Origin of the sequence: Leeuwenhoekiella palythoae, assembly GCF_900130045.1 — a bacterium.
In the GTDB taxonomy this organism is placed as follows: Bacteria; Bacteroidota; Bacteroidia; order Flavobacteriales; family Flavobacteriaceae; genus Leeuwenhoekiella; species Leeuwenhoekiella palythoae.
This window is the reverse complement of the sequence record NZ_FQXT01000005.1, coordinates 135,952-150,929: the sequence shown is the minus strand read 5'-3', so window position 1 is coordinate 150,929 and position 14,978 is coordinate 135,952. Positions and strand designations below refer to the sequence as shown.

Here is a 14,978-nt window from a genome sequence, read left to right as displayed (position 1 = left end):
GGGCAGTATTCCGTATATTGCGCAAACTATATTAACTAATCAATATTTAGATAACAATGAGTATAATAATCAATATCCACGCACGTCAAATTCTAGATTCTCGTGGAAATCCCACAGTAGAAGTAGATGTTTTAACTGAAAACGGTGTTCTTGGTAGAGCGGCCGTTCCTTCTGGAGCTTCTACAGGTGAGCACGAGGCAGTTGAACTACGCGATGGGGGTTCAGATTATATGGGTAAAGGTGTTTTAAAGGCTGTTGAGAATGTTAATGCAGTAATAGCTCAAGAACTTTTAGGAGTATCTGTTTTTGAACAAAATCTAATTGATCAAACGATGATCGATTTAGATGGAACTCCAAATAAATCAAAGCTTGGTGCCAATGCAATTTTGGGTGTTTCTTTGGCTGTAGCTAAAGCAGCAGCTAATGAGCTTAATATGCCGCTTTATCGTTATGTAGGAGGAGTAAGTGCTAACACGTTACCAGTACCTATGATGAATATCATTAACGGAGGTTCTCATAGTGATGCACCTATTGCTTTTCAAGAGTTTATGGTGATGCCTGTAAAGGCGAAAGATTTCACCCACGCGATGAAAATGGGTACCGAAATATTCCATAATCTAAAGAAAGTACTTCACGACCGTGGTCTTAGTACTGCTGTAGGAGATGAAGGTGGTTTTGCACCTACACTTGATGGTACTGAAGATGCAATTGAAAGTATTCAGAAAGCCGTTGAAAACGCAGGATATAAGTTTGGAGACGAAGTAATGATCGCTTTAGATTGTGCTTCTGCTGAATTTTATGTAGACGGAAAATATGATTACACCAAATTTGAAGGTGATAAAGGTGTAGTAAGAACAAGTGAAGAGCAAGCACAATATCTTGCAGAACTTGCTTCGAAGTATCCTATTATCTCTATTGAAGATGGTATGGATGAGAACGATTGGGAAGGTTGGAAGTCATTAACCGAAAAAATCGGAGATAAAGTACAACTTGTGGGTGATGATTTATTCGTTACCAATGTAGAGCGTCTTTCTCGTGGAATTGAAAACGGAATTGCAAATTCAATCTTGATCAAGGTTAATCAGATAGGAACACTTACTGAAACTATTGCCGCTGTAAATATGGCGCATAATGCAGGTTATACTTCAGTAATGTCTCACAGATCAGGAGAGACAGAAGATAATACGATTGCAGATCTTGCTGTGGCACTTAACACCGGCCAAATAAAAACCGGTTCTGCTTCAAGAAGTGATCGTATGGCAAAATACAATCAACTTTTACGTATCGAAGAAGAATTAGGTACTGTAGCTTATTTTCCTCAGGAAAAAGCCTTTAAAGTAAAATAAGCATTTTTAGTTTTAGAAAAGGGTACTCGTTTGAGTGCCCTTTTTTTATACTTATAAATTCCAAAAAGCGAAAAATTAAAGTAGTGGTTTATTACTTGTAAAGTATAACTTAAGTGATTGGTTTTAACGATTAAGTGTATAATTTTTTTTCGATTTGAAATGTTAGTAAGAAAAAAACTATTAATTTAACCTCGCAAATAAATTGAACAACCAGCCTTCAAAATTAGACTAATGTCACCTAACATTATCTAGTTTACTAGGTCAGAAAATTTGAAGTTGGGTGAAAGAGCGATTCTGAAATAAGTATGTTTCGCTCTTTTTAACCAAACTAAAGATATCTAAGTTTTGAAGTTGGGTGAGGGGTAGTATACTTTTATAGTATTTACCCCTTTTTTATTTTCATTTTTTTAACCTTCCAAAAGTGCCAAATTCTTTAGAAATCCCTTTGTATTTCGTAATTTAGCAGCTCTTGAAAATTTTGATAATCAGCTAAAACATATTAAAGAAATGGCAGATAATGCTAAACTGACGATAGGTGATAAGTCCTATGAGTTTCCTATAGTAACTGGTACTGAAAATGAAAGTGCAATCGATATCGCCAGCTTGCGCGCAGTAACAGGTGGTTATACAACTATTGATCCCGGGTTTAAAAACACCGGAAGTTGTGAAAGTGCGATTACTTTTCTTAACGGTGAAGAAGGAATTTTAAGATACCGAGGTTACGCCATTGAAGATTTAGCCGAGAAAGCATCATTTTTAGAAGTAGTATATCTTTTGATTTTTGGAGAGTTGCCTACTGAAGAGCAGCTGACTAAATTTCATAATGATATCAAAGAAGAGAATCACGTTGATGAAGATGTAAAGAAAATTTTAAATGGTTTTCCAAAGTCTGCTCATCCTATGGGTGTTTTAGCATCACTTACTTCAGCATTAACAGCATTTAATCCAGATGCCGTAAATGTAGATTCTGAAGAAGATATGTATAACGCTATTGTAAAACTTTTAGGGAAGTTTCCGGTGTTAGTGGCGTGGACGATGCGTACCAAAATGAGCAAGCCGCTGGATTATGGAGACGACAGCCTTTCATATGTTGAGAACTTGCATAAAATGATGTTCTCAAAACCTAATAGTGAGTATAAGGTAGATGCTACAATAATTGAAGCATTAGACAAACTTTTAATCCTTCACGCAGATCACGAGCAAAACTGTTCAACTTCAACAGTACGTGTTGTAGGATCTTCTCATGCAGGATTGTTTGCTTCTATTTCTGCGGGTATTTCTGCACTTTGGGGACCACTTCACGGTGGAGCCAATCAAGCGGTTATCGAGATGTTAGAAGGCATCAAAGCAGATGGTGGTGATACTAAGAAATATATGGCTAAGGCAAAGGATAAAGAAGATCCGTTCCGTTTAATGGGATTTGGTCACCGAGTTTATAAAAACTTTGATCCAAGAGCTAAAATCATTAAGAAAGCTGCAGACGATGTACTTGAGCAATTGGGTATTGAAGATGAAGTTTTAGCTATCGCAAAAGGCTTAGAGAAAGAGGCTTTAGAAGACGATTATTTTGTAAAAAGAAAATTATATCCTAACGTAGATTTCTATTCAGGAATTATCTACCGTGCTTTAGGAATTCCTGTTGAAATGTTTACCGTAATGTTTGCAATGGGCCGCGTGCCGGGATGGATCGCGCAATGGAGAGAAATGCGTTTACGCAAAGAACCTATTGGAAGACCACGTCAGGTTTATATAGGAGAAAAACTTCGTCCATTCAAACCTATGAACGAGCGTTAGAAAACAATAAATCAGTTCAGAGCGGGTTTTTGATAGCTATCAGAAACCCGCTTTTGTTTTTATATTTGTGACTATGATAAAACTTAATGTAACAGATGAGACTGCGCGCCTTAGGGCGGTCATTTTGGGTACGGCGTTAAGCAACGGCGGAGTGCCAAAGCTTGAGGATGCTTACGATCCTAAGTCACTGCTTCATATCAAAGAAAACACCTATCCTAAAGAGGAGGATATGGTAGAAGAAATGAATGCGGTCGAGGAAGTTTTTAATAAATACGGAATACAGGTTTTTAGACCGAAACTCATAAATGATTACAACCAGATTTTTGCTAGAGATATTGGTTTTGTAATAGAGGACACGTTTATCAAGGCAAATATTCTTCCAGATCGTGAGCAGGAGATTGAGGCGATTGAACACGTGCTTACTCAGATAGATGAGGATAAGATCATACGCTTTCCAGAAGAGGCGCACATAGAAGGTGGCGATGTTATGCCGCACGGAGATTATATTTTCGTTGGAGTCTATCGCGGTCCTGATTATGCAGATTACATTATTGCACGCACAAACATGCTGGCTGTAGAAGCGCTTCAGAACCAGTTTCCTGATAAAAAAGTGGTTTCTTTCAATCTAAGAAAATCCAATACCAATCCTTATGAAAACGCATTACACCTGGATTGCTGTTTTCAGCCAGTAGGAGAGAAGTATGCTATTTTACACAAAAACGGATTTTTGGAGGAAGAAGAATACCAGTGGTTGGTTGACTTTTTTGGTGCAGAAAATGTCTTTGAAATTTCCTCAGAAGAAATGTTTCATATGAATTCAAATATTTTTTCTATCGCTCCCGATGTGGTTGTTTCTGAAAAGAATTTTACCCGTTTGAATACCTGGCTACGAAGTAAAGGGATCACGGTTGAAGAAGTGCCGTATGCCGAAATTTCAAAACAAGAAGGCCTGTTAAGGTGCAGCACCTTACCACTTGTGCGCGAGTAAGCTTTCGCAAATGCAATTCTTATTAGTTTAACTATTGAATTTTAGGTTAAGCTTATTACATTTGGCCGCAAAAAAAATTACCCCTATGAGTCAAGTTACTGATACCGTTTTGATGGTGCGTCCTGCATCGTTTAGAAAGAATGAAGAAACTGCTGTAAATAATTATTTTCAAGAAGATCTGGCGTTGGAAAACGAAGCGATCAATGCGCAGGCGCAACAAGAATTTGATGCATTTGTAACAAAATTGAAAGCTGCCGGGATCCATGTGCTGGTACTTCAGGATGAAAAGGAATTGAATACGCCAGACTCCATTTTTCCAAATAACTGGGTGAGTACTCACAAAAATGGCGATGTGGCGCTGTACCCTATGTATGCCGAAAACAGGCGTAGAGAACGACGCGAAGAATTTTTTACGTTATTGGAAGATGCTGGTTTTGCAATTAAAAATGTTATCGATTATACCGAAGCAGAAGAAGAGGAACTTTTTCTTGAAGGAACCGGTAGCATTATTTTAGATCGGGTAAATGAAAAGGCATACTGTGCGCTTTCGGCCCGCGCTGATGAAGATTTGTTTATAGAATTTTGTGAAGATTTTGAATATTTACCGGTGCTATTTACGGCAAATCAAACGGTTGGTAATGAACGTCTTCCTATTTATCACACAAATGTGATGATGTGTATTGCCGAAGAATTTGCTGTGGTTTGCCTACAATCTATAGATGATAAAAAGGAGCGCAAACAAGTGATCAATCAGCTTAAAGAATCGGGTAAAGAGGTTATTGCGATCACTGAAGCGCAAATGCATGAATTTGCAGGCAATATGCTGCAAGTAAAAAATGCAGCGGGTAAACGCTTTTTAGTCATGAGTGCGAGTGCGCATCAAGCCCTTGATGCCACGCAGATTGCAAGTATCACAAAGTATTGTGAGATTCTAAGCAGTGATTTAACCACTATTGAGACATGTGGTGGCGGAAGCGCACGGTGTATGTTAGCCGAAATTTTCTTGCCTAAGCTTTAGTCAGCAGACTTTTAATCCAGCGGAATAGCATCCAAACCATAAAGAAGCTGAGCGGCAAAGAGGTTACGATGAGCAGTTTTTGCATCGTGTTTAAAACATCAACGTTTTCTTTATTGAAGCTCAGAATCGTAAAAGCGATTGTAGTAAGTGTCAAAAGTAGTCCCCATAAAATTCGGCTGCGTTTTGATGGGTTTTCAGACCGGCTGTTGTGCAGACTAAGAACAAGTATGGCCGAATCTAATGAGGTTACCAGAAAACTTAGTAGTAAAAGAATGACTAATGCATTAACGATTGACTGCGGCGGATAATTACTTAGGAAGATAAATAAAGAACTGAATACATTATCAAACTCGCGGTTATAGCTTCCCCATTCGTCGATAAGCTCAAAAGCCGATTGGCCAAAAACGGTAAACCAGAAAAAACTTCCCAACGAAGGGATCAAAAGCACACCGATTATAATTTCCCTAAGCGTCCTTCCGCGGGAAATATTAGCGATAAAAATACCCGTAAAGGGTGCCCAAGCGATCCAAAACGCCCAATAATAATACGTCCAATCAGTGAGAAAGGCCTCTCCCGGATCAAAATTTCCGTAAGCTAAACTCAGCGGAATGAAATCAATACAATAATGGTATAAAGCGATCACAAACTGATTTAGTATCGATAAGATATTTCCTTGTAGAAAAACGAAAAACAGAAGGGTAACACACAAAAAGATATTAGCACGGGATATCAGTTTAATTCCTTTTTGTAATCCGCTTAAAGCGGAGATCAGTGCAAAAACTCCAATTGCGCTTATGATTACAAGCGAAACATTTTCACTTAAAAGAGCGCCGTTTAAATAATCAAGTCCGCCTTTAATTTGTCGTGCGCCTAATGCTACAGCAGCGATGAGTCCGAAGACGGTGGTCAAAATTACCAGCAGATCTATACTCTTGATGCCAATTTTAGAAGCACGTGTTTTTGAATGGGTAAAAACTGTACTGCTGGTATAGGCCGGGCGACCGTATTTAAATACAGCAGTGCCAATGGCTAAAGCAAAAACAGCATAAAAAGCCCAGGCGGTAAAGCCCCATTGGTAAAATGTAAATTCTAAAGCCTGAATTTCAGCAGAAGTTTCTGTAGCAATTGGCGGATTCTGCTGCATAAATACGGGCTCTTGAACAGCTCTGAGCAGAATGCCTGCACCCATTCCGGCGCTGTAAAGCATAGCGATCCAAGACAATCGCGAAAATGCAGGTTTTTCATTGGTTCTTCCCAGTTTAAATTTTCCTATGGGAGACACCGCAAGTCCTACAAGAAGAAGCACACATACTAAACCAAGAATAAGATAAAACCTTCCAAAATAGCTGCGAATGCTGGTTGAGAGTGTTTCGATCAATGCATAACTTTCTTCAGTAAATAAAATGATCAGACCGGCAAGACCAAGTAAAATCACAGCCGGAATCAGAATTAAAAGATTTGCTTTTAGCGTAGTTATGAATTTGATATTACTGTAGTTTTAGGTTCATAACGCGCAATATTGCGAATCATTCCTCCGAAAATAAAATAGTGAAAAGGCAGCATGCTGAACCAATAAAGGCGGCCCCAGAGTCCGCGAGGTCTAAAGGTAGCAGTTTGATGTAATATATTGTCGTCGTCGATCTCCCAATCAAGCCACGCCTCTCCAGGAACGCGCATTTCGGCAAAAAGCAATAGACGGCGTTCCTCTTTATCCGCGAGAAGCACGCGCCAAAAGTCAAGAGAATCCCCTTCGTAAAGTTCATTGCTGTGTGTGCGGCCTCTACGTAAACCAACACCTCCCCACAACTTATCTAAAAAGCCGCGAATTTTCCACAAGGTGTTAGCATAATACCAGCCGCGTTTACCGCCAATTGACCAAATGTTCTCAAGCGCTTGTTCCGGATTTTTCAGCTTTATACTTTGGCGATCTTTGAGGCAACCGTATTCAGGAACTTTGATATAATGATTAAGATCTTTTCTAAACCGCCCACTTACTAAACTATCTTTCCAGCTGGAGACTACTTGGTTTTGTTCAATTTTTTCAAAAGCGAGCTTGATAGCATCCGTATAACTTATAGGTTTTATATGGAGCATTTCCTGTAAACGTGTATCGCAGGTAATCACTTCTACACGCATACTGTCAACCAGATTGAGCGCAAGTTTATAACTGGTTGAGGTGACAAAATAAAGCCAATAAGACGAAAGCTTGGGACTCATTACCGGCACGTCTAAAATACTAAGGCTAAGACCTCTTATTTTAGAGTACAGCAGCATCATTTGTTTATAGGTCAAAACATCAGGACCGCCAATGTCAAACGAATTATTGTAGCATGATTTGTTGCCTAGAACTCCGGTTAGATACTGAATCACATTACGAATGGCAATGGGCTGACAGCGCGTTTTTACCCATTTTGGGGTAATCATAAGTGGTAGTTTTTCGCAGAGATCTCTAATGATCTCAAATGAAGAACTCCCGGAACCTACAATGATGGCTGCGCGCAAAACCGTTAGATTAAAATTGCCTTGATATAGCGTGTCTTCTACTTGTTTTCGGGAGGTGAGGTGCTTGCTTAATTTTTCATCATTCACGATACCACTCAAATAAATTACCTGCTCACATCGTGTTTTAGAGAGATAAATATTAAAGTTTTCTGCAGCGCGTTTTTCTTTTTCATCAAAATCTACCGTTGATGAGGTCATAGAATGAATCAGGTAATAGGCCGCATCAATGTCTTGAGGCAGTAAATCTGGATTGGGTTCTTCGAGAAAATCAATTTCAACAATACTGATCTTAGAACGCGTACGCAGGTTTACCGCTAGTCTGTTTTTGTCCCGAACGGCGCAAACCAATTCGTGCCCGGCCTCTAAAAGAAAGGGGATGAGTCGCATCCCGATATAACCATTAGCTCCTGTAAGTAATATTTTCATAGCCTTTTAAAGATACGATTTTTGAAATGGATTTATTAAATGATACAGATTTGTATTAGCAATCTTTAGACCCTAATATCTATATTTGAATTAATGAATGTTTCCTAAGAGTAGCTCAATTTATGCATTTGTAGGTGTTAGTGTGACGTATGATTCTGAATTAAGAGATAATAATGAATATTTATTTCACGGAAGTATTTTTAAAGTGATCAAAGCATCTCAACTCAGTGACATAATTACATAGATCAAAAATCCTCCTAATAAAAATAATGTGAGTAGTTGTGCTTATGCTGATTCTGCTATTGAAGTTGCAAAAAAGAGGAGGGATCACACTTCCTTCAAGTACAGTTTCTTAACTTACTTATTCAGGAAGAAGTCTAGGCAAGTAGGAAGATGAATTCTGATGATGTCATTACTGTAAAAAAATATAAAAGCTATTCTTCTAAAGAATCAGGAAGATGTTAATAAAAAAATCATTCATGAAAAAAGCATACTTTATAGTACTTATTTTAGCTTTTAATGTGGCTTATTCCCAAGAAAATGAACAAGAAAAAATGATATCTCGTTTTGTTTTGGATCTTTTTGATAAATCTATTGATCCAGAAATTGTTTTTGATGAGTATATCTCGACTGATAAAGAAGATAATCTTAAGGCTTCAGTGACCAAAAGGAAAAAACTTGCAATCCAGATTATTAAGGAAACCCGTAAGAATAAAAAAAATAATGGATGGTTAATTCCAAATCCAGAGATTCGAAAACTTAATGACCCTAAAGTTTTCCCCTATGAAGAGCTGAAAGGATTAAGCGAAATCCAGTTACAGTTCAATACATCGGGTGAGTTTAAAGATAGAATTTACGTTCTAACAAATGACAAGGAAACCGAAATCCTTCAGTATTTTCTAATGAGTGAAAATAAAAAGAAGATCAAGTCCTTTACGCTTTTTGTCAAAGCAAAAAACTCGGGCTGGTTTTTTGAATACTAAATAGAAGTCAAAAAAGAATTACTATCAATGCAGTAGGGTGTAATGTCCTACTGCATTTTTTATATCAAGTTAGATCAATATATTTGGCTCTCGTATTATGGCCCTTGTGTTTCCTCGAAATTATTGCCAGTTTATATGAAATGAGGCATCTACAGATCCTCAGGACCTAGCGGAAGATTCTCAGCTTTAAAATCCATTATTTTCTTAATGAATTTATGCGTGGCTTTGTCGTTAGCTTTCGCTCTGATTTTTATAAAATACTGATCTCTGTAAATGCTGTATTCTTCGGCTTGGCCTTTGTAGATTCGTAGTTTGTAGTACGGGATGATCAGTGCGTATGATTCTAGCAACGAGCGGAAACCCACTATGATCCCGTTAGGGCGCATTTCAATATTACAGGTGTTGACATAGCTGTCCAGAATAAGTAGGTTGTGAATTTCAATACTCGTAGCAGTGATAAAGAGTTTTGACGAACCAATCCCTTTCATTTTAATGCGCTCGCGCAGCGTAAAAGGTTTACCAACTTCGGTGTAGATCTTTCGGGTAACTTCAGGATTATTGTAGGAGACATTAAGTAGCATTTTTTCTTTTAAAGATACCACTTTGCGGGCTAATGCTATCTAAGCGGACTTTGATCAGCGTGAGTTGCGCTATTTTGCTTTGTCAACCGCTTGTTTTACGTATCTTTGCGCCTTCAGAAAAAGCACTCATGAATTTATCAGATAAACTCACAAAAGCCGTTAAAGATGCGGTTCAAGAACTTTTTAGCGCAACTCTAGAAAGTGTTGAAATTCAGCCTACTCGTAAGGATTTTGAAGGAGATCTAACCGTTGTGGTGTTTCCTATTTTGCGCGTTGCAAAAGGAAATCCGGCGGTAATAGGCGAGCAGATAGGAACTTATGTGAAAGAGAATCTAGACGAAATCGCAGACTTTAATGTCGTGAAGGGCTTTTTAAATCTTGTGATTTCAGATGCTTTTTATTTGAATTTCTTTGATGTGATTAAAGACCAAAAAAACTTTGGTCACGAGCCTGAAGCCGGTAAAGCAGTGATGGTTGAATATTCTTCTCCTAACACAAACAAGCCGTTGCATCTGGGGCACATCCGTAATAATTTATTAGGTTATTCTGTTGCCGAAATTTTAAAAGCTAGCGGAAAGAAAGTGTATAAAACACAGATCATCAACGACCGCGGAATCCATATTTGCAAGAGTATGCTGGCTTGGCAGAAATTTGGTGCAGGTGAAACTCCAGAATCAACCGGACTCAAAGGCGATAAGTTGGTAGGGAATTATTACGTGAAGTTTGATAAAGCCTACAAAGAAGAACAATCCTATTTAGTAGCGCAAGGAAAAACGAAAGAAGAAGCCGAAAAGGAAGCGCCGCTTATTCTTGAAGCTCAAGATATGTTGCGCAAATGGGAAGCCGGTGATGAAGAAGTGGTTGCACTTTGGAAAAAAATGAACGGCTGGGTTTACAGTGGTTTTGAAGAAACCTATAAAAATCTGGGTGTTGATTTTGACAGTTATTATTACGAAAGCAATACCTATTTATTAGGAAAAGACAATATTGAAGAAGGCCTGAAAAAAGGTGTTTTTTATAAGAAAGAAGATGGTTCGGTTTGGTGTGATTTAACCGAAGACGGTCTTGATGAGAAACTCGTTCTACGTAGTGATGGTACTGCGGTTTATATGACGCAAGATATAGGTACCGCGATTCAGCGGGTGAAAGATCATCCGGATGTAGGCGGAATGATCTATACCGTAGGTAATGAACAAGATTACCATTTTAAAGTGCTTTTCTTAATTCTGAAAAAATTAGGTTATGATTGGGCCGAGCATTTATTCCATTTGAGCTATGGAATGGTTGATTTGCCTAGCGGAAAAATGAAAAGCCGTGAAGGTACTGTAGTTGATGCGGATGATCTTGTGGAAGAAATGGCGACAACTGCCGGAAACATCGCCCAAGAATTAGGAAAACTGGACGGTTACAGCGAGGTCGAAAAGCAAGAGTTGTACAAAATTATTGGTCTTGGTGCTTTGAAGTACTATATTCTAAAAGTAGATCCTAAAAAGCGTATTCTTTTCAATCCGGAAGAATCTGTAGACTTTCAAGGAAATACAGGTCCGTTTATTCAGTATACTTATGCGCGTATTCAGTCGATTTTGAGAAAGGCTCAAGATACCGGAGTTGCTCAAGATTATGTGTATGAAGCGCTTCAGCCTAAAGAAAAAGAGCTGATCAAACAACTTGCTTTATATCCTGAAACGGTACAGTTGGCCGCAGAAAACCACAGTCCGGCATTGATCGCAAATTATACCTATGACTTAGTAAAAGAGTTTAATTCTTTCTATCAACAAGTCTCTATTTTAGGCGCAGATACCGATGCAGAAAAAAGCTTCCGCGTAGCGCTTTCTAAAAAAGTAGGCGAGGTGATCGAGGCGGCATTTGGATTACTTGGGATTCAGGTTCCTGAGCGTATGTAATTAAAACGTCAAGCGGAGGGATGCATTAGGAGTAAAACCTAGTGAATTATTCTGTATGGCAATAGCCTGTGTGTTGTCGTCAGGGTTAACCTCATAATACCTTTGAATGGTATTGGTTTGATTTAGAATATTAATAATACCCAGCGTAAATTTTGCTGTGACTGCATCCCAGTTAAACGAATAGTTAGCGGTGGCATCAAAACGCATGAAGTCTTCTAGATTGGCTGCATTTGGAGTGTCGTAATTCACGACGTAGGTGTTGCTACTGCTGGGCAGCGTTTCTGCATTTTCTATGGGTAAGGTATAAGGTCTTCCCGTGTGATAATTCAAGCTCACTGCAATTTTAAAATTATTAAAGAGCGCATACGAACCTCCCGTATTTATAGAATGCCTGATATCTGTGTTGTTGGGAAAGGTCGCGGGATTCAGCGATTCAAAAGAATACACGTTAGTTGCCAAGGTGTAGGTAAACCAAGTGCTTAATTTTGGAGTGGTTTTGTTTACTAGAAATTCTAAACCTTTGGTCTCATAGCTGCCATTGGTTTTGATGAATTTAAATTGGTTCTGAAAGCCTTGGTTTGATGCAGTTATTCCGGAGACTTGTTTGTAAAAACCAGTAAGATCAATCAGCCAATTATTTTGAGTGTAATCAACGCCTAGACTTATTTGTTTGCTAGTGATTAAAGGAATGTCATTGTCATTGACTAAAACCCACCGCCGTTTTTCTACCCCTAGAAAATTATCTTCAAAATCAATGATCTGTGTGGTGCTTTGGTTTTTTAAAGCGGCTTCTGTTTTTAAAGCAAAATGCCCTATTTTTTGACGAATATTTATGCGAGGCTCTAGTCTAACTTTTTTGAATTTTTCAAAATAGGTTGTACGTAATCCTGTACGCAGCCTGAAATTGTTGGTAGCAAGGCTCCAATCTCCAAAAATTGCATGTTGTCTAACAACATCCTTTTTGCGTTGCTGAAACACCGGCTGATTGACACTTGTTGTATTGCGAATTCCAGTTTCAGTAAATTCATAACCGTGTTCAAAGTTCATGCGGGAATTCAGGTGCCAGGTTCCTTTTGCTTTAAAAGCGGTTTCGAGTACTTGATTGGTTTGGGCTAATACCTGATTGTTGCTGAAATCTTGATCTGTTGAGCGAATGTTGTATTGCGTATAATATGCATTAAGAAACGTGTCATAAGCGGGGTTAATGACGCTGCTTAGATGGATTCCGAAGGCGATATTATCCTGATCTATCAAACTTTCATTAATGAGTTGTTCATCAACGTCAGACTCGGAGTATTCTAGAGTGTTGTTGAGTGATATAAAACTGGCTCTGAGTTGATGTTTTGGACTGATATCGTAAAGAATTTTTGCTGAATAATCGTGAAATCTAAAATCAGAAAGTGATTTGATATTTTCAGCAGAGCTACCATCATTTTTGATCTCTGAATCTTGAAAACTTCGATTGAAATAAGAAGTATATGTGGGTGTTTGAAAATAATCGGCAAAAGACCTTCTTCCGCTTATTTGAAGAGCGAGCTTTGTACTTATAGGTATTTGAAGAAAAGCGTCTGCACTGAGACCATTAAAGCCGGCACCACCTGATATTTTTTCGGTTATAGCATTAGGTGTGTACATTTTTATAGTACTGCTTACTCCACCTGAATACTCTGAGCTGTTGGCGTTTTTAGTGACTTCAACGCGCTCAGTTAAATTAGGGTTATATGCTGAAATTAAGCCAAAAAAATGACCGGTATGATACATTTTGATTTCATCCCAAAGCATCAAGTTTTCATCTTGGGTTCCACCGCGCACATTTATATTATTGATGCTTTCGTCTATACTCTCTATTCCTGGTAAAATTTGCAGCGTTTGTAGAATATCAGGATCTGTCAATCCCGGTAAAATGTCAAATTCACGTGTGTTTATCTCAATACGGTCGTCTGGAAATTTACGAATACCTCGACTGAATAAGCGTTTAATCACCACTTCTTCCAACGTAAAACTTTTAGGAGCTAAACTGATTTGCTGACAATTAGAAGTAAGCCTTTCTACCTTAAGAACCTCGGTTTGATAACCTAAAAACGATACCTTGATGCTATCTCCGGGTTTTATAAGTGCTAGTTCAATATAACCGTTGGCGTCTGTCACGGCACTCGCGTTTTTGTTTAATGCTTGAATTGTTGCTCCTTCCAGTGGTTTCAGCGTTGCAGCATCAAGAATTTGAGCGCAAAAAATAGACGAAGTTCTAGGTAGAATACTATAATACCGATCATCGATTTTAGTGATGGTCAACCCGGTTTGCTTTGTGATATACTGCAAGGTTTGGTCTAATTGCTCAAACGTTGAATTCTGTAATTTTAGGTCTTGTACCGCTTCAGTTTGATACGAGAAACGAATGTTGAATGACGTTTCTACAGTATCTAAATAAGTAACCAAATCAACCTCGCTTCGGTCTTGAGCTGTGCCGAATATGGAAGTGAAAAGTAGCATGATCAGCCAATATTTTTCTTTATTCAGCATAAAATATAAAGCTTTGATCCTTGTCTGATTTATAAGTGATCCCAAACGGGAGGGTTACTCCTTGAAGCGCACTTTCTAATTTTTTGGTACTAAAGCTACCGGTGAATACTTGGTCTTTTAATTGTGCCGGATAAGAAATCTGAATATTAAATTGACGTTCTAGCGCGGCGATCACAATATGATAGGGAACCTCGTCAAAGCTAAGCTCGTAGTCTAGCCAAGAGGGTTGCTTTTGATCATTGTTGATTTTTAATTCAGATTTACCAGATATCAAGCGATAGGTGTCACCAGGTTTGAGAATCAAGGTGTCAAGCGTTACCGCGACTTCTACACTTCCTTCGTAGCAGGAAACTTCAAAATAACCTTTTCTATGATTTACATTAAATTGAGTGCCCAGCACTTGTATTGTGCCTTGCGCAGTAGCAACTTTAAAAACACTTCCTTTATTGACTTTAAAAAAAGCTTCTCCTTCAAGTTCTAAATTACGCGTGCCATCTTCCCAATCTTTAGGATTATAGGAGATCTGTGAAGCATTGTTTAGGGTAGCTTCAGAAGCATCGGGTAAGGTGATTTGCACAAAATCATCTGTTGCTTTGATGATTTTTTGATCAGATTTTAAAAAGATATAAGAGGTTATTAAAATGACCAGTACGGCTGCTGCAGTGCTGATCCAAGTTTTATAGGGAAGCTTAATAACTTTAGGTTGCGGCTTTTGTGTAATTTTTGTTTTAAAGGACTTGTAAGCCGCTTCTTTGTCAAGCGTATTAGGCTTCAACCGGGAAGCGTATGTAGCTATTTTGTGATATTCTTTATACGTTTGGGTTTGTTTAAATGCAGCCAATTCTTCGGCGTTCATGTCGCCGTTTAGCCATTTTAAAAGTTCTTCTTGATGCTGCATAATTTCCTTAGTTACTTG

11 protein-coding genes are annotated in these 14,978 nt (G+C 38.4%); 6 read left to right on the top strand and 5 right to left on the bottom strand.

What is annotated here, in order from left to right; genetic code table 11:
* Positions 1-56 precede the first annotated feature (56 nt).
* From eno to ctlX, 4 genes are all read left to right on the top strand, one after another.
* A complete protein-coding gene (eno, locus tag BUA96_RS13935; RefSeq protein ID WP_072984057.1) occupies positions 57-1,346 on the top strand; it encodes a phosphopyruvate hydratase in 1,290 nt (429 codons plus the stop codon).
* 507 nt (positions 1,347-1,853) lie between these two features.
* On the top strand, positions 1,854-3,140 hold the full coding sequence (locus tag BUA96_RS13930) for a citrate synthase (protein WP_072984055.1): 1,287 nt from the start codon (positions 1,854-1,856) through the stop codon (positions 3,138-3,140).
* A 73-nt stretch (positions 3,141-3,213) separates the two neighbouring features.
* The gene (locus tag BUA96_RS13925; RefSeq protein WP_072984053.1) at positions 3,214-4,128 is read left to right on the top strand and encodes a dimethylarginine dimethylaminohydrolase family protein; all 915 of its coding nucleotides are present in this window, start codon (positions 3,214-3,216) and stop codon (positions 4,126-4,128) included.
* An 85-nt stretch (positions 4,129-4,213) separates the two neighbouring features.
* Positions 4,214-5,146 carry a citrulline utilization hydrolase CtlX gene (gene ctlX / locus BUA96_RS13920; RefSeq protein ID WP_072984403.1) on the top strand — a complete coding sequence of 311 codons (933 nt, stop codon included), beginning with the start codon at positions 4,214-4,216 and terminating at the stop codon, positions 5,144-5,146.
* Here ctlX and BUA96_RS13915 read toward each other — a convergent pair.
* Positions 5,136-6,593, bottom strand: a complete 1,458-nt coding sequence (locus tag BUA96_RS13915) for a BCCT family transporter (protein WP_262490515.1) — start codon at positions 6,591-6,593, stop codon at positions 5,136-5,138. The two genes, ctlX and BUA96_RS13915, sit on opposite strands and share 11 nt — an antisense overlap.
* Positions 6,594-6,619: 26 nt before the next feature.
* Entirely contained in the window at positions 6,620-8,074 is a 1,455-nt protein-coding gene (locus BUA96_RS13910; protein ID WP_072984049.1) for an SDR family oxidoreductase, read from the bottom strand.
* A gap of 479 nt (positions 8,075-8,553) precedes the next feature.
* Between BUA96_RS13910 and BUA96_RS13905 the strand changes: the two genes are divergently transcribed.
* The gene (locus tag BUA96_RS13905; RefSeq protein ID WP_072984047.1) at positions 8,554-9,057 is read left to right on the top strand and encodes a hypothetical protein; all 504 of its coding nucleotides are present in this window, start codon (positions 8,554-8,556) and stop codon (positions 9,055-9,057) included.
* Between the two features lie 149 nt (positions 9,058-9,206).
* On the opposite strand, the gene BUA96_RS13900 is transcribed toward BUA96_RS13905, so the two are convergent.
* A complete protein-coding gene (locus BUA96_RS13900) occupies positions 9,207-9,638 on the bottom strand; it encodes a hypothetical protein (RefSeq protein WP_072984045.1) in 432 nt (143 codons plus the stop codon).
* Between the two features lie 128 nt (positions 9,639-9,766).
* Between BUA96_RS13900 and argS the strand changes: the two genes are divergently transcribed.
* The gene (gene argS / locus BUA96_RS13895; RefSeq protein ID WP_072984401.1) at positions 9,767-11,542 is read left to right on the top strand and encodes an arginine--tRNA ligase; all 1,776 of its coding nucleotides are present in this window, start codon (positions 9,767-9,769) and stop codon (positions 11,540-11,542) included.
* Here argS and BUA96_RS13890 read toward each other — a convergent pair whose 3' ends face one another.
* Together BUA96_RS13890 and BUA96_RS13885 are read right to left on the bottom strand one after the other, a co-directional pair.
* On the bottom strand, positions 11,543-14,062 hold the full coding sequence (locus BUA96_RS13890; protein ID WP_072984043.1) for a TonB-dependent receptor: 2,520 nt from the start codon (positions 14,060-14,062) through the stop codon (positions 11,543-11,545).
* Positions 14,052-14,960, bottom strand: coding sequence for a FecR family protein (locus BUA96_RS13885; RefSeq protein ID WP_072984041.1), 909 nt, complete (start codon positions 14,958-14,960; stop codon positions 14,052-14,054). Before BUA96_RS13885 ends, BUA96_RS13890 begins: the two co-directional genes overlap by 11 nt.
* Between the last annotated feature and the right edge of the window lie 18 nt (positions 14,961-14,978).